At 71.0% G+C, this 18,682-nt stretch carries 15 protein-coding genes; 11 read left to right on the top strand and 4 right to left on the bottom strand.

What is annotated here, in order from left to right:
- The first annotated feature begins 438 nt into the window (after positions 1-438).
- From ABD333_RS30270 to ABD333_RS30250, 5 genes are all read left to right on the top strand, one after another.
- Positions 439-1,410, top strand: coding sequence for a sensor histidine kinase (locus ABD333_RS30270; protein ID WP_344545938.1), 972 nt, complete (start codon positions 439-441; stop codon positions 1,408-1,410).
- Positions 1,403-2,152 carry a response regulator transcription factor gene (locus tag ABD333_RS30265; protein ID WP_344545937.1) on the top strand — a complete coding sequence of 250 codons (750 nt, stop codon included), beginning with the start codon at positions 1,403-1,405 and terminating at the stop codon, positions 2,150-2,152. Before ABD333_RS30270 ends, ABD333_RS30265 begins: the two co-directional genes overlap by 8 nt.
- Positions 2,153-2,295: 143 nt before the next feature.
- Entirely contained in the window at positions 2,296-4,428 is a 2,133-nt protein-coding gene (locus ABD333_RS30260; protein WP_344545936.1) for an AfsR/SARP family transcriptional regulator, read from the top strand.
- A gap of 70 nt (positions 4,429-4,498) precedes the next feature.
- A complete protein-coding gene (locus ABD333_RS30255) occupies positions 4,499-5,776 on the top strand; it encodes an activator-dependent family glycosyltransferase (RefSeq protein WP_344545935.1) in 1,278 nt (425 codons plus the stop codon).
- A gap of 76 nt (positions 5,777-5,852) precedes the next feature.
- On the top strand, positions 5,853-7,466 hold the full coding sequence (locus ABD333_RS30250; RefSeq protein WP_344545934.1) for an FAD-binding oxidoreductase: 1,614 nt from the start codon (positions 5,853-5,855) through the stop codon (positions 7,464-7,466).
- Here the strand turns inward: ABD333_RS30250 and ABD333_RS30245 are convergent.
- Both ABD333_RS30245 and ABD333_RS30240 read right to left on the bottom strand, forming a co-directional pair.
- Complete coding sequence (locus ABD333_RS30245) at positions 7,463-8,683, bottom strand: nucleotide disphospho-sugar-binding domain-containing protein (protein WP_344545933.1); 1,221 nt, start codon at positions 8,681-8,683, stop codon at positions 7,463-7,465. The genes ABD333_RS30250 and ABD333_RS30245 overlap by 4 nt on opposite strands.
- Positions 8,684-8,692: 9 nt before the next feature.
- Positions 8,693-9,871: a class I SAM-dependent methyltransferase gene (locus ABD333_RS30240; protein ID WP_344545932.1), complete on the bottom strand. Its 1,179-nt coding sequence runs from the start codon at positions 9,869-9,871 to the stop codon at positions 8,693-8,695.
- A 188-nt stretch (positions 9,872-10,059) separates the two neighbouring features.
- Between ABD333_RS30240 and fabG the strand changes: the two genes are divergently transcribed.
- The 3 genes from fabG to ABD333_RS30225 are packed head-to-tail and all read left to right on the top strand — an operon-like array spanning position 10,060 to position 13,176.
- Positions 10,060-10,845: a 3-oxoacyl-ACP reductase FabG gene (gene fabG, locus ABD333_RS30235; RefSeq protein WP_344545931.1), complete on the top strand. Its 786-nt coding sequence runs from the start codon at positions 10,060-10,062 to the stop codon at positions 10,843-10,845.
- 29 nt (positions 10,846-10,874) lie between these two features.
- On the top strand, positions 10,875-11,858 hold the full coding sequence (locus ABD333_RS30230; protein ID WP_344545930.1) for an aromatase/cyclase: 984 nt from the start codon (positions 10,875-10,877) through the stop codon (positions 11,856-11,858).
- A 34-nt stretch (positions 11,859-11,892) separates the two neighbouring features.
- On the top strand, positions 11,893-13,176 hold the full coding sequence (locus tag ABD333_RS30225) for an activator-dependent family glycosyltransferase (protein WP_344545929.1): 1,284 nt from the start codon (positions 11,893-11,895) through the stop codon (positions 13,174-13,176).
- Between the two features lie 7 nt (positions 13,177-13,183).
- On the opposite strand, the gene ABD333_RS30220 is transcribed toward ABD333_RS30225, so the two are convergent.
- On the bottom strand, positions 13,184-13,936 hold the full coding sequence (locus ABD333_RS30220) for an NAD-dependent epimerase/dehydratase family protein (RefSeq protein WP_344545928.1): 753 nt from the start codon (positions 13,934-13,936) through the stop codon (positions 13,184-13,186).
- Between the two features lie 192 nt (positions 13,937-14,128).
- On the opposite strand from ABD333_RS30220, the gene ABD333_RS30215 reads away from it, so the two are divergent.
- Positions 14,129-15,076 carry an NAD-dependent epimerase/dehydratase family protein gene (locus tag ABD333_RS30215; RefSeq protein ID WP_344545927.1) on the top strand — a complete coding sequence of 316 codons (948 nt, stop codon included), beginning with the start codon at positions 14,129-14,131 and terminating at the stop codon, positions 15,074-15,076.
- A gap of 84 nt (positions 15,077-15,160) precedes the next feature.
- Positions 15,161-15,934: a phytanoyl-CoA dioxygenase family protein gene (locus ABD333_RS30210; RefSeq protein ID WP_344545926.1), complete on the top strand. Its 774-nt coding sequence runs from the start codon at positions 15,161-15,163 to the stop codon at positions 15,932-15,934.
- On the opposite strand, the gene ABD333_RS30205 is transcribed toward ABD333_RS30210, so the two are convergent.
- A complete protein-coding gene (locus tag ABD333_RS30205) occupies positions 15,922-17,139 on the bottom strand; it encodes an acyl-CoA dehydrogenase family protein (RefSeq protein ID WP_344545925.1) in 1,218 nt (405 codons plus the stop codon). The genes ABD333_RS30210 and ABD333_RS30205 overlap by 13 nt on opposite strands.
- A 234-nt stretch (positions 17,140-17,373) precedes the next feature.
- On the opposite strand from ABD333_RS30205, the gene ABD333_RS30200 reads away from it, so the two are divergent.
- Positions 17,374-18,678 (top strand): activator-dependent family glycosyltransferase, encoded by a 1,305-nt coding sequence (locus ABD333_RS30200; RefSeq protein WP_344545924.1) that lies wholly within the window; start codon positions 17,374-17,376, stop codon positions 18,676-18,678.
- Positions 18,679-18,682 lie beyond the last annotated feature (4 nt).

The raw sequence follows: 18,682 nt of genomic DNA, 5'->3' as shown, positions 1-18,682 counted from the left end.
ATTGTGACTGTGAATGATTTCAATGCCGATCAAGGGTGAGGTGTTGACCTTTCTTCTGACTATTTGCCAGTATTTGTGCCGAAAGGGGCGTGGCGGTCCTTCCGGGATGCAGGGGTATTGTCGCGCGATCGTTTCGAGCCGATGCAAGAGCCGACTCACTAGCCGTCCGGTCAAGCGGCGTTGGTCAGGACAGTCGTTCGATGGTCATGCCCCTCCGCGTGTCTTCGCTTCCTCCCTACGGGGTGGGCACACCGTCGGTGGCCGGCAGCCGGACGATCGCAGACGGCGGCCGCGACGGTTCTTGGAGTTCGGGGACAAGGGGTGTCGAGGTCAATGGAATGTTGCCAACACCGGGAAATCGATTCACCGGACCTGGCATCACTGATGGAAGCGGAAAGGACGAGATTCAGAGAAGCCTGCGAGCGCGCCCTCAACGCGATGAACGGGCCGATCGCGGCCGACGCGGCCGCCCGCCGGCGCCTGCTGTCCGACTCCGAGCTGATCGTGTCCGAGATGGTGGAGAGCCTGCGCGCCGGACGACCCCGGGTGGCCGAACCCAGCCTCGTGACGGCCGGTCCGCAGGTCGACCCACGCGACTCCCTGCTGTTCTGGGAGGAGTTCTTCTCCATCGTGCTGCGGCGGCTGATCGCCTACGCCGACATCGACGACAGGTCGCGCGAACCGTTCATGCTGGCGGTCTCGGTTCTCTACGAGGGAATCACCGCACGGCTGTCGGAGAGCCTGGTCTCCTACTCCGGCCACCTGCTCGACAAGGTGCACGAGGCGCAGCGCGACGAGCGGAGCCGCATCACGCGTGAGCTTCACGACCGCGTGGGGTTCTGGCTCAACACCGCCTCCCGGCAGATGGAGCTGTTCGAGGTGGCCCGCGAGCGCGGGGCCGACCTGATCGGCGCCAGCCAGCGGGTGGAGAAGGCACGGTTCGCGGTCCGGGAGGCCATGCGGAGCCTGCGCGCGACGACCACGGAACTGCGGTTGCACGAGCCGGTGCAGCATCTGGAGAAGGCCCTGCTCACGGCGTTCGCGGCGCTCCCCGCCGGCGAGGCGACGATACGGCTCAACATCAACGGTGACGAGGACTGGGCACCGCACGGCGTCAAGGACGAGGTCTTCCTCATCGTCCGGGAGGCGGTCCGCAACGCGCTCGTGCACGGACGCTCCCGGCTGGTGGTCGTGGGCGTCCACATCGCGCCGCACGAGCTGCGCGTCTACGTCGACGACGACGGCGTCGGGTTCGACACCGGGACGCTCTCCAACGGCAAGGGCATCGGCCTGTCGGTGATGCGGGAGCGCGCCGAGGCCCTGAACGGAACGCTGACCGTGTCGGGAACGCAGGGAAGAGGTGCCCATGTCGGGCTCTACGTTCCGCTCCCCGGGCACGCCGATGCCTGAGCCGGCGCGGACCGGGATTCTGATCGTTGACGACCACGCTCTCGTACGGGACGGCGTGCGGGAGATCCTGGAGACCCAGGAGGACATGGTCGTGGTCGGGGAGGCGAGCGGCAGCCACTCCGCCGTCGCGCTCGTCGCCGAGACCCGGCCCCAGGTCGTGCTGCTCGACGTCAGCATTCCGGGCGACGACGCCGTCACCACCGTGGGCCGCATCCGGGCGCTCTCACCCGGGACGGCCGTCGTCATCCTCAGCATGTTCGAGGGGCCGTACCTGCTGCGCAGCCTGCTGGACGCGGGTATCCGGGGCTACCTGCTCAAGAGCGCCACACGCCAGGAACTCGTCGCCGCGATCCGCAGCGTCGCGGCCGACGAGGCGCGCACCGTGCTCTCGGTCTCCCAGGAGAGCCTGCTCCACCTGCACGGACCTACCGAAGACGTGCTGACGCCGCTGGAGCGCGAGATCCTCCAGCTCACCGCGGAGGCGCTGAGCAACGCCCAGATCGCCGCCCGGCTGTCGCTGACCGAGGCGGCGGTGAAGCGGCATCTGGGCAAGATCTTCGGCAAGCTGGGCGCGGTCTCGCGGATCGACGCGGTGAACAAGGCGGCCGCCGCGTCACTGATCACCGTGGCGACGGTGCATCCGGGACCCGCGCCGCCCGAGGCCGGCGGCCGGCGAGGGCGCCGGCTCGACCAGCAAAGAACGAGTGGAATTCGAGGCGAGCGTGCCCCGGGCACCCGATGACCGGCGTTCGCGAACTTTCGGTACGCCTCTGCCGCGCCGACAGTTCGCGGCTCACGGACTTTGGTCGTAAGCGTCTTGTGAGCGACGCAGTGGCTGAGTAGTTTCGATGGCATCTGCACCGATTTACATGCCTTGGGGGCTTCGTGGACTTTCGCGTGCTCGGTCCGGTGGAGATTATCAGTAACGGGCGCAATGTGTTGCCCACCGCGTCAAAACCCCGTCAGGTCATTTCCCTCTTGCTGCTTCGCAGGAACACCGTTGTGCGGACCGATGAGCTCATCGACGAGCTCTGGGAGGAACGTCCGCCCATGAGCGCCATGACGACGCTCCAGACCTACATATACAAACTGCGGAAGATTCTGGCCGGGCTCGGTGGTGAGGAACTTCTCAGCACCCGGCCGGGTGGATATCTTCTGGCGATCCCCGACAACTCGATCGACCTGTACCGGTTCGAGCAGGACTCGACTCTCGGGCAAGCGGCGCTCGATGGCGGCGACGCGGCCGGCGCGGCCGAGACACTGCGCCGGGCGCTCGGACTGTGGCGCGGCCAGGCCCTGGTCGACGTCGTCCACGGTGGGCTGCTGTCCTCGTACGCCACCCGGCTTGAGGAGCTGAGGTCCCGCGCCCTGGAGCTGCGCATCGAGGCCGATCTTCAGCTCGGCCGCCACCGAGAGCTGATCAGCGAGCTCAGGTCGCTGGTGGTCACCTATCCCCTCCACGAGCACCTGCACGCCGCCCTGATGATCGCCCTGCACCGCTCGGGACGTCGCCACGAGGCGCTGGAGATCTACCGGGCGCTGCGCGAGAACATGGTCGAGAAGCTCGGCCTGGACCCGGGCCGGGAACTGCGCGAGCTCCACCAGGCGCTGCTGGCGGACGCCCCGCTCGGCGGGCCGTACGAGCAGGAGCGGGTCACCGTGGTGGCCCAGGCGACGGCGGCCGTCGCGTCCCGTCCCGTCCCCCTCGCCCACGAGACCGTCCTCTCCGGCGCCGCCCTCAACGGCAACGGCCACATCAACGGGAACGGCCACATCAACGGGAACGGCCACATCAACGGGAACGGCCAAGGGCAGCTCAATGGCCACCCCGACGGGAACGGCAATGGTTCGGTCGCCGTCGTCGCCGCCCCCGAGCTCGCCGAACCGCTCGTCCGGCCCGAGCTGCTCGTCCTGCCGGCCGAGCCACCGGGCGGCGCCGAGCCGGAGCCGCCCGGGCTCATGACCCCGCCGTTGGGCCCTCCGGCGCAACTGCCGGCCGACATCGCGGACTTCACCGGCCGTACGGAGATCGTCGAGGAGGTCCTGGCCGGCCTGGCGTCCGCCGGAGCGGCCCAGGACTGGACCGCCACCCCCGTCGTCACCATCAGCGGAACGCCCGGAGTCGGCAAGACCGCGCTGGCGATCCATCTCGCCCACCGCCTGCGGCCCCGGTTCACCGACGGGCAGCTCTACGCCGACCTGGGCGGCTCGGCCGGCGGCTCCCGCGACCTGCCCGAGGTGCTCGGCGGTTTCCTCCAGGCGATGGGCGTCCCCGAGACGCACATCCCCTTCGGGCTTGAGGAGCGCAGCACGCTGCTCCGCTCGGTCACCGCCGGGCGGCGCCTGCTGATCGTCCTGGACGACGCGCCCTCGTCGGCGTACGTGCGGCCGCTGATCCCGGGCGACCCGGGGTGCACCCTCATCGTCACCAGCAGGCGCAGGCTGCACGGGCTGGCCGGCAACTGGGACATCGACCTCGACGTCATGGACCACGCCGAGAGCGTCGAGCTGCTGCGCAGCGTGGTCGGCCGCGCCCGGCTCGACCGGGCGCCGAGCGCCGCCGACCGGCTGGTGGAGCTCGGCGGCCGCCTGCCCCTCGCCCTGCGGTGCATCGGCAGCCGCCTGGCCACCATGCCCGACGTCTCGATCACCGAGATGGCCGAGCGCCTGGCCGAGACGCCGCGTTCCCTCGACCTGCTGAGCATCGGCGAGCTGGACCTGCGCGCCCGCTACGACTCCAGCTACGGCGCGCTGAGCCGCCGCGAGCAGGCGGTCTTCCGGCTGCTCAGCATGCTGCCGTCGCCGCGCTTCACCGCGCAGGAGGCCGCCGAGCTGCTCGGCTGGGACGCCGCAGACATCCAGCCCGCCCTCGAAGGCCTGGTGGACCATCGCCTGATCCGGGCGACGCAGGGTGAGGACGGGCAGATCCGTTACCGGTTCCCTGAGCTGGTGCTCAGCTACGCACGTGAACGGCTGAACGAGGCACTTGATCCCGGACACCCCGTTCCGACCGGCTGACAGTCGAGCACCGTTCAAGGGGATGTTCCTAGGTTCGGTCGCGGACGCCCAACGCCCCGAGGAGAGTTCCATGCGGGTTCTGTTCTTCGCGCCGCCCGCGAAGGTGCACATCTTCGCCCAGGTGCCCATCGCCTGGGCACTGCGGGCGGCGGGGCACGAGGTGCGCGCCGCCAACCGGCCCAACATGCTGGACGACATCACCCGGGCCGGCCTGGCGGCGGTCCCGGTCGGCCCGTCCTTCGACCCCGGCTCGTTCGCCGCCGCCGAGGAGCGGGAGCCGCTGCCCTGGGAGTCATGGCAGGAGGTACTGGAGTTCGCCGAGCTGCGTCCCGAGAGACTCACCTACGACTACATGCACGCGGTGTTCGCCGCGTGGACGCTGGTCTTCCAGGGCGTCTCACCCCCCGAGGTCGTGAACGACCTCGTCCGGTACGCCCGGGCGTGGAAGCCGGACCTGGTGGTCTGGGACACGCTGGCCTTCGCCGGCCCCGTGGCGGCCCGGGCGTGCGGAGCCGCCCACGCCCGCGTGATGTTCGGCCTCGACGTGATCGGGCGGATGCGGGGAACCTACCTGGAAGCGGTGCGGCAGCGTCCCGCAGAGCTGCGAGAGGACCCCCTCGAAGAGTGGCTGAGCCCCGTCCTCGCACAGCACGGCGGGTTCGACGAGGACGTCGTCATGGGCCAGTGGACCGTCGACCCGCTCCCGACGTCGCTGCGCCTGGAGGTGGATCACCACTACGTGCCGATGCGCCACGTGCCCTACCACGGCCCCGCCGCCGTCCCCGGCTGGCTGCTGGAGCCGCCCAAGCGGCGCCGCGTGTGCCTCACCCTCGGTCTCTCGGTCCGCGAGGTGCTGGGCGGCGACAGGGTGTCGATCGGCAGCCTGCTTGAAGCGGTCGCGGACCTGGACGCCGAGGTCGTGGCCACGCTGAACGACGACCAGCTGGCCGGGATCTCCCGCCTTCCGGACAACGTGCGCGCGGTCGACTTCGTCCCGCTGAACGAACTCCTGCCGAGCTGCTCGGCGATCCTGCACCAGGGCGGCTTCGGCACCCTCCAAGCGGCGACGACGCACGGCGTCCCCCAGGTGATCCTGCCGCCCCGGGCGGGGGACTGGGACAGCCGGATCTGGGCGCACCGGGTGCAGGACGCCGGGGCCGGACTGAGCGCCCCCGACTCCAGGCAGGTGACGGCCGGCGAAGTGCGGGCCATGCTCGACCGGGTGCTGGCCGAGCCCTCCTTCCAAGCCGGCGCCGACCGCCTGCGCACCGAGATGGTCGGCACCCCGGCACCCCGCGAGGTGGTTCCGGTCCTGGAGCGACTGACCACACGCTGCCGCTCCCTCTAGCCACGTTCGAGCGCCCAACGAGCCCGACCGCCAAAGCTCGGGCAGGCGTGGGCGTACGACGGGCAGGCGTGGGCGTATGACGGGAAGGTCGGTGGTGACGGTGGCCGGGACGACGCGGCGGGGGTTCCTTGGCGGGACTCTCGCGGGCGGCGGCGTGCTCGTTGGCGGCAAGGTGCTCGACGTGCCCGGGACGCCTGCGGAGTGCCCGCCGCCGCTCGGGCCGGTGAGCGTCGGCGCCGATGACCCTCGATATGCCGAGCTCGTTTCGCGGGGCCGTAACGGCCGCTTCGTGGGACGTCCGGAGTCGGTGCATCTTGTCGGGTCCACGGACCAGGTCGTGCGCATCGTGGGGGACGCGGTGCGGGCGGGTAAACGTGTCACCGTACGCAGCGGCGGCCACTGCTACGAGAACTTCGTCGACGACCCTGACGTGCGGGTGCTGATCGACCTCTCAGAGATGAGGTCGGTGTACTTCGACCCCGGCAGGAAGGCCTTCGCCGTCGAAGCCGGCGCGACGCTCGGGGAGGTCTACCGGACCCTGTACCTCGGGTGGGGCGTCACCGTGCCGGGTGGGTCGTGCCCGAGCGTGGGCGTTGGAGGACACATCGCCGGTGGTGGTTACGGACCGCTGTCGCGCCGGTACGGCCTGGCCGCCGACCATCTGTACGCCGTGGAGGTCGTCGTGGTGGACGCGGCGGGACGGGCTCGCGCGGTGGTGGCGACGGCGGACGCCTCCGATCCCAATCGCGACCTGTGGTGGGCGCACACGGGAGGCGGCGGCGGGAACTTCGGGATCGTCACCCGCTATTGGCTTCGCTCGCCGGACGCCCGCGGCGCCTCCCCTACCGGGCTCCTGCCCAAGCCCCCTGGAACCCTGGTAAGCGCTTCGGTGAGCTGGCAGTGGACGGGGTTGACTGAGCAGGCCTTCACCGGCATCGTCCGCAACTACGGCACCTGGCATGCGTCCAATACCGGGCCGGGTTCTCCGTACGCGGGGCTGATGAGCGGGATGACCCTCGCGCACCGGGAGAACGGGGCGCTCACCGTGCACGGGTCGCTCGACGCCGAGGAACCCGGGGCGGGCCAGTTGCTGGAGCGTTTCGTTAAGGAGATGGCCAAGGGCGCCGACGTACCGCCCACCTCGCACACGACCCGGTCGCCGTGGTTGAAGGCCACGCTTTCGGTGCCGCAGGGCATCGGCACCGTCTCGTTCAAGGTGAAGTCCGGGTTCCTGCGCCGTCCGTGGTCGGACCGGCAGATCGCCGTCCTGCACCGGTTCCTCACCGAGAGCGGCGGTGACCGCTGGGGCACCTCGGTCAACCTCACCCTTCTCGGCGGCCGGATGAACGCGGCGCGCCCGGCGACGGCGATGCCCCACCGCGACGCCCTCTTCAGCGCGGTGTACGAGACCATGTGGGGTGATCCGGCCGGGGCCGAGAGCCAGCTGAAGTGGATTCGCGAGTTCTACCGGGATCTGCATCAGGACACCGGCGGCGTTCCCGCTCCCGGACCCGCCAATGCGGGGGCGTACATCAACTATCCAGATGTGGATCTCGCCGACCCGCGCTGGAACACCTCGGGCGTGCCGTGGCAGACCCTCTATTACGGGAGCAACTACCCCGCTCTACAGCGGGCCAAGAAGCGCTGGGATCCCCGCAACGTTTTCCACCACGCCCTCGGAATCCGTTAACGAGCGGCTAGTTCCTCTAGGGACTCTACGAACTTGGCTGGGGTTGGGCGGGCTAGTAGTTCGCGGCGGAGACGGTCGGCTGCCACTCGGTAGGTCGAGGTGAAGAGGAGGTCTTTCACCGCGTCGCGGATGGTCTCGCGGTCGGCCAGGTGGCCGAGCGTGTGGCGGCCGGCTCCGGCGGCGGCCACGCGTTCGCCGGTGACCGTCTGCTCGGCGGCGAAGGTCGCGATGAACTGGGGGATTCCGGCGCACAGTGCCGTCATCGCGCTGCCGCTGCCGCCGTGGTGCACGACGACGTCGCACCCGGGGAGCACCATCCGCAAGGGGACGTGCTCGACGACGCGCACTGAGACCGGTACCGGGCCGAGTGCCGCCACGTCCGCGGACGTGGCGGTGACGATCACGTCGCAGTCCAGGTCGCGGAGGGCGTGGATCACTTCGGGGAGCAGGTAGGAGTCGGGTCCCGAGACCGTGGACAGCGCCGTCGACCAGGTGACGCAGACGCGTGGCCGGTCGGCGGGGTGCAGCAGCCAGGCCGGGGCGGGCCGGTTGCCGTTGTAGGGGACGTAGCGGACGGGGAGACGAGCCGCCGGGGTCGGTGGGGCGAGCGCGGCGGGGCAGGGGTCCACCACGTGCTCGATCATGTCGAGGTCGAACTCGCCCAGCCCGTGGCGGGGGAACGAGCCGCTGTGGTCGGTCGGCACGATGCGCATGTGCTCGGCCTCGTGGGTGCCGACCGGACCCCACAGGCACAGCGCGGCGGGCACCCCGAGGACCCGCGCGGCGAGCAGTCCCTCCAGGCTCGCCGGATCGTGCAGCACGACGTCCGGCCGCCACACGCGGGCGAACTCGACGGCGGCGTCGAAGCTGCGCGCGGCGCGGGCGGCGAGCTCGGGCGCCACCTCGGCCCGGAAGCCGTCGACGTCGAAGTCGGCGAGGTCGCGCAGCCGCTCCCCGGACACGGGATGCGGTGGGAGCCACGGAAAGGGCCACACCCCGGCGACCGCCTCCTCGTAGTACTGGAGCCGCAGCCGGGTGACGACCTCCATGCCGTCCAGCACCGGGACGGGCGGCAGCGCGGCCTGGCTGACCGGGCCGACCTGTGCAGGCGTGCACAGCACGCGGATCTCGTGTCCCGCCGCCTGCAACGCCCAGCCCAGCGGCACCATCGCCGAGTAGTGGGTCGGCCAGGACGACACCGTGAACAGCAAGCGCATGAGTACTCCTCAGGCGTCGGTCGCTCCCAGCGCGTCCCATGCCGCCACGTCCATCCATCCGGGCAGGCCGTCCTCGCCGTTGGTGCCCTTCTCGACGAACGCGATGTTGTGGTAGACGTGCACTCCGGTCACCGAACGCTGGGTGACGCTCGGCTCCGCGCCGTTCCGCCGGGGACGTTCCCGGTGGTGCAGGTCGTCCAGGAGTCCCTTGACGAGCCCGATCGAGGTGCCCGGTCCCGCGGAGTCGTCGGGACTGCCGCCGAAGCTCGGCAGGTAGGACGTCTGCATGTCCTCGATCACGTAGATCCCGCCGTCGCGCACGTACGGGAACAGCGTGGCGAACGAGGTGTGCACGTGCTCGTTCATGTGGCTGCCGTCGTCGATGACGATGTCGAACGGTCCGTGCCGCTCGGCCAGGGCCACCAGGCAGTCGGGGTCGTTCTGGTCGCCGACCAGCGCGGTCAGCCGTGACTCGGTCAGCTCGGTCTTGTCGAAGATGTCGAGCCCGAAGATCAGGCCGCGGTGGAAGTAGCGCTTCCACATCCGCAGCGAGCCGCCGCCGAGCTGCTCGTCGTAGCCGCCGATGCCGATCTCCAGCACCCGCACCGGCTCGTCGCGGAACCGCGCGAAGTGCCGTTCGTAGTGCGGCGTGTACCAGTGGAAGCTCGCCCACTTGTCCGACCCCGAGCGCACCGACAGGCTGCCGAGGTCGGCGCTGTAGGCGGCGCAGCCGGCGATCACCGTGCCGGTCGCCTGGGTCGCGGAGTTGAAGATCTCCGGCAGCTCGAAGTACATGTCCTGCGGCGACGGGGCGTCCGGCACGAACGAGTTGTGGAAGTCGCCGGTGCGCCGGTGGCCGGTCCGGCCGTAGAGGCGGCGGATGAGGTCGGTCGCGGTGATGCCGAGGCGGCTCCAGACCACCGGCGCCGGCTCGTCGGCGACCCGGACCGGCTCGTCGCGGTGCACCCGCAGCACCACCCGGCGCCGCTCGTCGCCGTGGTCGACGTCCAGGGCGATGTGCACGGCCTTGATGTTCACCGGCTGCTCGCACCGGGAGAGGATCTCCTCGACGAGGGCGTCGACCACCGCGTCCAGCCCGGCGTCGTCGACCAGCTCGGCGATCTCGCGGTCCGAGGCGGTCCCGGCGAGGATGAGGCTTTCCGTCAGCGTCGTGCTCGTTTTCGGCATTGACCGTCCCTCTTCCTGCTGTCTCGGGTGCCCCCGCAGCTTGCCGGGGTCTCCTCGGATCGGGCTCAACGATCGCTCGGCGCCCGGCCGTCCGGGCGTCAAGCGTCCGGCCGTCCGGGCGTCAAGTGCGGCACGAGCGGCCGGTGCGAGGCTCGTCCCCAGGCTTGGCCGAACCACAAGGAGCGCCGATGACCAGCGAAGAGACGAGGAGCGCCGTCGTCACCGGAGGGACGAGCGGGATCGGGCTGGCGGTCGCGCGGCTGCTCGGCCGCGGCGGCCTGCGGGTCTTCCTCTGCGCCCGCGACGCCGACAACGTGGCCCACGTCGTCAAGGAACTGCGCGACGAGGGGATCGACGCCGACGGGCAGGCGTGCGACGTGCGTTCCACCGAGGAGGTGAACGCGTTCGTGCGCGCGGCCGTCGACCGGTACGGCCCGGTGGACGTGCTGGTCAACAATGCCGGCCGCAACGGCGGCGGCCCCACCGCGCAGCTCACCGACGAGCTGTGGTCGGACGTCATCGACACCAACCTCACCAGCGTGCTGCGGGTGACCCGCGCCGTGCTGGCCCTCGGCGGAATGCTGGAGCGGGGCACCGGACGGGTGATCAACATCGCCTCGACCGGCGGCAAGCAGGGCGTGGTGCTCGGGGCCCCGTACTCGGCGTCCAAGCACGGCGTGATCGGCTTCACCAAGGCCCTCGGCCTGGAGCTGGCCAAGACCGGCATCACGGTGAACGCCGTCTGCCCCGGCTACGTCGAGACCCCGATGGCCCGGCGCGTCCGGCAGGGCTACGCGCAGGTCTGGGACACCTCCGAGGACGAGGTCCTCGAGAGGTTCCAGGCCAAGATCCCGATCGGCCGCTACGGCACGCCGGAGGAGGTGGCCGGGATGGTCGGCTATCTGATCACCGAGCCCGCCGCCCCCATCACCGCGCAGGCCATCAACGTCTGCGGCGGCCTCGGCAACTACTGACCTCGGCGACCACCGAACGGAGGCAAGGCATGCAGGAGACGACGCCGTCCGGCGACGTTCACCGGACCGAGCACCAGATCACGCTCCAGGCCGCGCCCGAAGACGTCTTCGCCCTCGTCGCGGACGTGACGCGGTGGCCGCGGATCTTCCCGCCCACCGTGTACGCCGACTACGCCGAGCGCGGCGCGGACGAGGAGCGCATCCGCCTCTGGGCGACCGCGAACGGGGAGGTCAAGAGCTGGACGTCGCGGCGTCACCTCGACCGGGAGCGCCTCAGCGTCGCCTTCCGGCAGGAGGTCTCCCAGCCGCCGGTCGCCGCGATGGGCGGGGAGTGGCTGATCGAGCCGGTCTCGCCGGGCCGGACGCGGGTGCGGCTGCTGCACGACTTCCAGGCCGTCGGCGACGATCCGGAGAAGGTCGCGTGGATACACCGGGCCGTGGACCGCAACAGCGACGCGGAACTGGCGGCGCTGCGCTCGGCGGCCGAGAACGATGACCCCGGGCTGGTGCACTCCTTCGACGACTCCGTGCGCGTGGCCGGGACCGCCAAGGACGTCTACGACTTCATCTACGACGCCGGCCGCTGGGCGGAACGGCTGCCGCACGTGGCCCGGGTCGAGCTGACGGAGGACACCCCGAACGTGCAGACCCTGGAGATGGACACCCGGACGGCCGACGGTTCCGTCCACACCACGAAGTCCGTACGTATCTGCTTCCCGCACGACACGATCGTCTACAAGCAGCTCCAGACCCCCGCGCTGATGTCGGCGCACACCGGCCGGTGGCGGATCGAGGAGGACGCCGGCGGTGTCGTCGTCACCTCCGCCCACACGGTCGTCATCCGGCCCGAAGCGATCCCGTCGGTGCTGGGAGAGGACGCGACGGTCGCCGACGCCCGCACGTTCGTCCGCGGCGCCCTCGGGCGCAACAGCACCGCCACGATGAACCACGCGAAGGCGTACGCGGAGCGGAACGCCGCGGCCGCCGCCGCCTCCCGCGCCGCCGCGCCCTGAACGATCCGGAGAGGAAGCCGTGCGAGTCCTGTTCGTGACGCTACCGACCAAGGCCCACGCGTTCGCGCAGGTCCCGCTCGCGTGGGCGCTGCGGGCCGCGGGGCACGAGGTGTGCGTGGCCAGCCAGCCCGAACTGGTCGACGACATCACCCGGACAGGGCTGACGGCCGTGCCGATCGGCCCCGAGCTGGACCAGGCGGGCATGGTGGAGGAGAACCGCCGCCAGCGCGAGGAGGCCGAGCAGGCCGACTTCGACGGTCCCGATCCCGAACTGCTGCTCAAGCTCGACGGGCTGCCTCCCGAGGCCGTGACCTACGACTACATGCAGGGCCTGTTCACGGTCATGACCACACTGGCGTTCAAGGCGCTCTCCCCGGAGCACGCCATGGACGAGCTGGTGGGCTTCGCGCGTGAATGGCGTCCCGACCTGGTGGTGTGGGACACCCTCGTCCTCGCCGGTCCCGTGGCGGCGAAGGCCTGCGGGGCGGCGCATGCCCGCCTTCTCTACAGCCTGGACCTGCTGGGCCGGATGCGGGAGCGGTACCGGGGTGAGCTGGCGCTCCGGCCGGCGGAGGTCTGGGACGACCCGGTCCAGGAGTGGCTGGAGTCGACGCTGGAGCGTTACGGCTGTGCCTACTCCGATGACCTGATGCTGGGTCAGTGGACGATCGATCCGGTTCCGCCGTCGATGCGGTTGCCGGTGGACCTGCCGTACGTGCCGGTGCGGTTCATCCCGTACAACGGCCGCGCGGAGCTACCCGACTGGCTGCGGCCGCTTCCGGAGAGGCGGCGGGTCTGCCTCACCTTGGGTCTGTCGTTCCGCGAGATGCTCGGCGGCGACCGCGCGTCGGTCTCGGAGTTGCTGGAGGCGGTTGCGGATCTGGACGTCGAGGTGGTGGCGACGTTGAACGCCGAGCAGCTGGAGGGGGTGGCGAAGGTTCCCGACAACGTGCGTGCGGTTGATTTCGTGCCGTTGAACGAGTTGCTGCCCACGTGTTCGGCCATCGTCCATCAGGGCGGTTTCGGTCAGGTCCAGACGGCGATGGCCCATGGCGTCCCCCAGGTCGTCCTCCCCAACGGGACCTGGGACACCGTTCCCCGAGCCCAGCAGGTGCAGGACTCTGGGGCGGGTTTGGCTGTGGACGATCCGGATCGGGTGAGTGCGGTGGAGATCAGGGAGAAGTTGGTGCGGGTGTTGGAGGAGCCGGGGTTCGCGGTGAACGCGGCGCGCCTTCGTGCGGAGATGCTGGCCACGCCCGCTCCGGCCGAGATCGTGCCGTTGCTGGAACGACTGACCGCCGAACATCGCGCCCGCTGACCCCCGATCAGGCCGTCCTGCTGAGGTGTCCGGTCTCGGCGAGGTACCGGCTGAGGGCGTGCCGGTGGTAGCCCGGCCCGAGCCCCATCTCCCCGAATTCGGGCAGGAGGGTCCGGAGCTTGTCCACCGACGGGCAGTGCGAGACGTGCGAGCCCTCGATGATCTGGTGTTCGGGCGCGACGCCGAGCCGCCGTTCGAGGTGCTCCACGACGTGGAGGATCTCCGCGCAGTCGCCCGAGGCGACGTTCAGGATGTCGTTGGTGACTCCCGCGCCGAACAGCCGGTCGAGCACCGCCACGAAGTCGGAGACGTGCAGCATGTCCCGGCGGGCGCCGCGCAGGATGCGCACCCGTCCGGACAGGATCTGTTTCATCAGCGCCGGGACCAGCCGGAAGTCGGGGCCGTTAGGCCCGAGCACATAGCTCAGGCGGAGGATGAGGTGGTCCACGCCGGACTCCCGTATCCGCAGCTCCAGATCCCGTTTGTGGGCGCCGTAACGGGTGGACGGGACGATCGGGTCGTCCTCCAGCCCACGGCATCCCGGGGCGCCGTACATGCTCGCGGTGGAGAAGAACACCAGCGTCCGCCGCTGTCGCAGGCCGCGCTCGATCATGTCGTCCACCAGGGCGGCCTCGCGCCGGTGGTCCCGGTCCGGCAGCTGCTGGCGCGGGACCCCCGCCGCGAGGACGAGGTACCCCGGATGGGCGTCGCGCAACGGCTGGAGATGGTGCGCGAGGAATCCGGTTCCGATGATCTCCATGTCCCGTACCTGCCGTGTCCCTGGCCTCCTGGGGCCAGGCCCACCGTAGGCGGCCCGGCTGGCGGCCCCTTCGTGGGGCGCTCGACTCCGCCTGGGACCGGCGGCGGCGAGCGCGCACCGGTCTTCCAGCCCGTCACCACCGAGGGGTGGAAGGGTCGTCCGCAGAACGGCTCGCCCGATCCTGGAGATCCCATGCCTGGAAGAGTCCGGCCCGCCGTGGGGCGCGTAGCCGTGCTCGGCGGCACCGGCTGGGTCGGCCGGTTCGTCTGCGCGGCGCTGGCCGAGCGCGGGCGGGACCCGCTGGTCGTCGCGCGCAACCACGTCCCGCACGCCGCCGGCTACGACTTCCGGTCGATCGACCTCGGCGCGGCCGACGTCGGCACGCTGGCGAAGCTGCTGCGCACCGAGGGCGTCGACGTGGTGATCAACGCGACGGACGGCGCCAACACCACCGACGGCTGGGACCGGACCGAGGCGGAGCTGAGACGGGCGAACGTCGAGGCGGTCCACCGGGTGCTGGCCGCGATGGCCGAGCTGCCGTGGCGGTCCAGGGTGGTGCACATCGGGACGATCCACGAGTACGGGCCGGTCGGCGCGGGCATCTCCATCAACGAGTCGCTCACCCCGAGGCCGGTCAATGCCTACGCGCGCACCAAGCTCGCCGGGTCGGCCGCGGCGCTGGAGGCGGTGCGCGAGGGCGTCGTGGACGGGCTGGTGCTGCGGCTCGCCAACGTGTGCGGGCCTCATCCGTCGCCCGCGAGCTTCCCCGGCAAGCTGCTGAGCCTGTTCCGCGAGGCGGCGGCCGGAGGCGAGGTCAAGCTGAGCATCGCCGACGCCCGGCGCGACTTCGTGGACGTCCGCGACGCGGCCGACGCCGCGGTGAAGGCCGCCGAGGCGTCGGTGACCGGCCGGGCCGTCAACATCGGCAGCGGCGTGGCGGTGGAGATCCGCGAGCTGGTCGCCCACCTCGCCGCGGCGGCCGGAGTCCCGCCGGACGCCGTCAAGGAGACCGGGGCGCCCGTGCCGAGCCTGGGCGGGGACTGGATCCAGGCCGACATCCGGCTGGCCGCGCGCCTCCTGCGCTGGCGGCCTCGCATCGGCCTCGCCGAGTCCCTGCGCGCCATGTGGGAGGCGGGCTGAAGGCCAGCCCGCGTCGAGTTCTGTGCGAGAAGCCGCGGCTAGCGTCATGGGGCCACGCCGGCTCGCAGCCCACTGGAGGGGATTGTGCTGAGCACTGCCGAGACCCTGTCCGCCGAGACCGTCGCCAGCTACCGGCGGGACGGCTTCGTCCACGTCCCGCGGGTCCTGGACGCGGCGGAGATCGACGAGTTCCTGCCGGACGCGCTGGACGTCCTTTCCGCCGTGGAGAAGACCCATTGGGGCGAGGGCGACGACACCGTGCTGGACTTCGTCGAGAACGCCCAGCTCACGAGCGAGGCCATGCGCCGTCTCGCGCTCCACCCGCGCGTCACCGGCGTGGCCGAACGGCTGGCCGGGGCGCCGCTGCGGCTCTTCAAGTCGGAGCTGCTCCGCAAGAACGGCGGGTCGCTGCCGACCGAGGCGCACTTCGACGAGTTCGCCCTCCCGTTCGCGGGCGCCGAGGTGGGGCTGACCGCCTGGGTCGCCCTCGTCGACGTGCCGGTGGAACGAGGCTGTCTCAGCTTCGTGCCGGGATCGCACCGGCTGCCGCCGTCCGGGCGGGCCGCCGACGCGTGGGACGCCTACGGCCGCGAGGAGGTGCGGTGGATGCCCCGGGTCGCGGTGCCGGTCCGGGCCGGTGACTGCACGTTCCACCACACGCGCGTGGTGCACGCGGCGGCCGGGAACTCCACCGGCCGCCCCCGCATCTCCGTGGCCACCGTCTACATGGACGCCGCCGCCGTCTTCCGGCCGACGGGCAACGAGCACATCGACGGCCTGGCCGGCGGTGGACTGGTGACCGGGCAGCCCCTCACGGGCGAGCGCTTCCCCCTGGTAGGGGAAGCTCACTCGCCCTGAGGGAGGGCCACACCGCTCAGGTAGTCGACGGCGTCCGGGTAACCGAAGGGATGCATGAACCCTCCGGCCCGGACGTCGCGGTAGTAGCGCGACAGCGGGTTGGCCGCGGTGTACGAGGCTCCGCCGATCATGGTGAGACAGCCGTCCACGATGTCGGGCGCCAGCCGGTTGACCATCAGCTTGGTCCGCTGGAACGCGTGCATCATCCGCCGCCCCCGTTCACCGGCGTCCCCGGTGAACTCATAGGACAGGTAGTCGGCGTTCGCCAGGCACGCGGCCACGGTCGTCCGCAGCGCGTACAACTGCGCGTCGATCTCGGCGATCAGCGTGCGGACGCCCGCCTTGGGCGTGCCGCCGCGCCGCCGCAGCATGCCGACGGCGGCGTCGCGCGCCGCCTGGGCGATGCCGGTGTAGATGCCGAGCATGGTGATCGAGCTGACCGTCTGACCCGCCAGCGCCCCGTCGTCGTGGGCACCGACGGGGCCGCGCAGGAAGACGTCCCCGGCCGGCACGGTGCAGCCGTCCATGCGGACGTCGACGCTGCCGGACGCGCGCATGCCGAGGCCGTCCCAGTCGTCCAGCACCGCGAAGCCCGGGGATTGCCGGGACACCACCGCGGCGGCGGCGTGGGGCGTGCCGCCGTCCTTGTCGATCAGGGCCGAGATGACGAAGTGCGTGGCGATCGGGGCCATGCTCGCGAGCGTCTTGCGGCCGCTCAGCACCCAGCCGCCGCCGGGCGCGGGGGCCAGCGTGGTGCGGACGCGGGGGGCGTCCTTGACCGTCGTGCAGATCACGCCTTCACCCGAGCCCATGGCGCGCAGCAGCCGTTCGGCCAGCGATCGTGCCAGGTCGTCGCCGTGCCGCCACTCGTAGGCGAGCGTCAGCCCCCGGCTCAGCTGCATGTGCAGCGCGAGCGCGGTCGAGGCGTCGGCCTCCGCCACGGTCAGCAGCGCCAGGCAGACGTCGTGCAGGCAGCCGAGGCCGAGCCCGCCGAGCTCGACCGGTACGGTCGCGCCGAGCGCGCCGTCCTTGCGCAGGTTCATGAACGTCTCGGCGGGAAAGGCGGCCCGCCGGTCGTTCTCCTCGGCGTCCGCCCGGATCTGGGCGAGATGCCCGGTCAGCAGGTCGAGCAGCGCGCGGCCTTGAGAGGTCCTCGGCTCGCGCAGTTCTCCGGGCCCCGAAGGGTCGTCGCCGTGCACAGCCATCGTCTGCCCCGCTTTCTCCGGTCGATGTCCGGTCCGGTGCGCCCGATGGTTCCGCGACTCCTTCGAGGCTCAGTGGAAGCCGAGCATCATCCGGCGGCTCCAGCGGGCTTCCACGCCTTTTCCAGGGGCTGCCGAGAGCATGAGGGCCGGTCAAGGGCCGCTGCCCTCCCAGGCTCCTGAGCCGGTGGGGCGCGCGCCCCGCTCGCGTCGGAGGGTGGGAGTACCTTGCGAGTCTTGTTCGTCACGCTGCCGGTGAAGGCGCATCTGTTCGTGCAGGTCTCGCTGGCGTGGGCGCTGCGGGCGGCGGGGCACGAGGTGTGCGTCGCCGGCCAGTCCCAGGTGGTCGACGACATCACCCACACCGGCCTGACCGCGGTGCCGATCGGAGCGCCGCTGGACCACGAGGCGGCGATGGCCGAGGTACGCCAGCGCCAGGAGGAGTCGCAGGAGGCCGAGGAACGCGGCGAAGAGGCGCACCCCTGGGAGACCGAGTGGGAGAAGGTGCTCGACATCTCCGAGTCCCGGCCCGAGAAGCTGACCCACGACTACCTGCACGGGGTCAACACCGTCTGGACGTTCAACATCCAGACCCTCTCCCCACCGGACATGATCGACGACCTCGTGGCGTTCGCGCGCACCTGGCTGCCGGACCTGGTGATCTGGGACGCGCTCATGTACGCGGGTCCGGTGGCGGCGAAGGCGTGCGGGGCGGCACATGCCCGGATGCTCTTCAGCCTGGACCTGCTGGGCCGGATGCACGAGCGGTACCGGGGTGAGCTGGCGCGCCGTCCGGCGGAGGTCTGGGACGACCCGCTGGAGGAGTGGCTCGGGGCGGCGCTGGAGCGTTATGGCTGTGCCTACTCCGATGACCTGATGCTGGGTCAGTGGACGATCGATCCGGTTCCGCCGTCGATGCGGTTGTCGGTGGACCTGCCGTACGTGCCGGTCCGGTTCGTCCCGTACAACGGCCGCGCCGAAGTGCCGGACTGGCTGAGCGAGCCCGCCGACCGCCGCCGTCTGTGTCTGACTCTCGGCCTCTCGCTGCGCTCCATGGGCGGCGACCGTGCCTCGGTGGTGGAGCTGCTGGAGGCGGTGGCGGATCTGGACGTCGAGGTGGTGGCGACGTTGAACGCCGAGCAGCTGGAGGGCGTGGGGAAGATCCCTGACAACGTGCGTGCGGTCGATTTCGTGCCGTTGAACGAGTTGTTGCCTACGTGTTCGGCCATCGTGCATCAGGGCGGGTTTGGCCAGGTCCAGACGGCGATGGCTCACGGCGTCCCCCAGGTCGTGCTGCCCAACGGTTACTGGGACACCGTTCTCCGCTCTCGCCAGGTGCAGGATTCCGGAGCCGGTCTGGCTGTGGACGATCCGGACCGGGTGAGTGCGGTGGAGATCAGGGAGAAGCTGGTGCGGGTGTTGGAGGAGCCGGGGTTCGCGGTGAACGCGGCGCGCCTTCGTGCGGAGATGCTGGCCACGCCCGCTCCGGCCGAGATCGTGCCCTTGCTGGAACGACTGACCGCCGAGCATCGCGCCCGCTGACCGC

Origin of the sequence: Actinomadura fulvescens (genome assembly GCF_039533225.1) — a bacterium.
Taxonomy (GTDB): domain Bacteria; phylum Actinomycetota; class Actinomycetes; order Streptosporangiales; family Streptosporangiaceae; genus Spirillospora; species Spirillospora fulvescens.
Note: the sequence above shows the minus strand (reverse complement) of the source record. Positions and strands in the feature narration are given on the sequence as shown.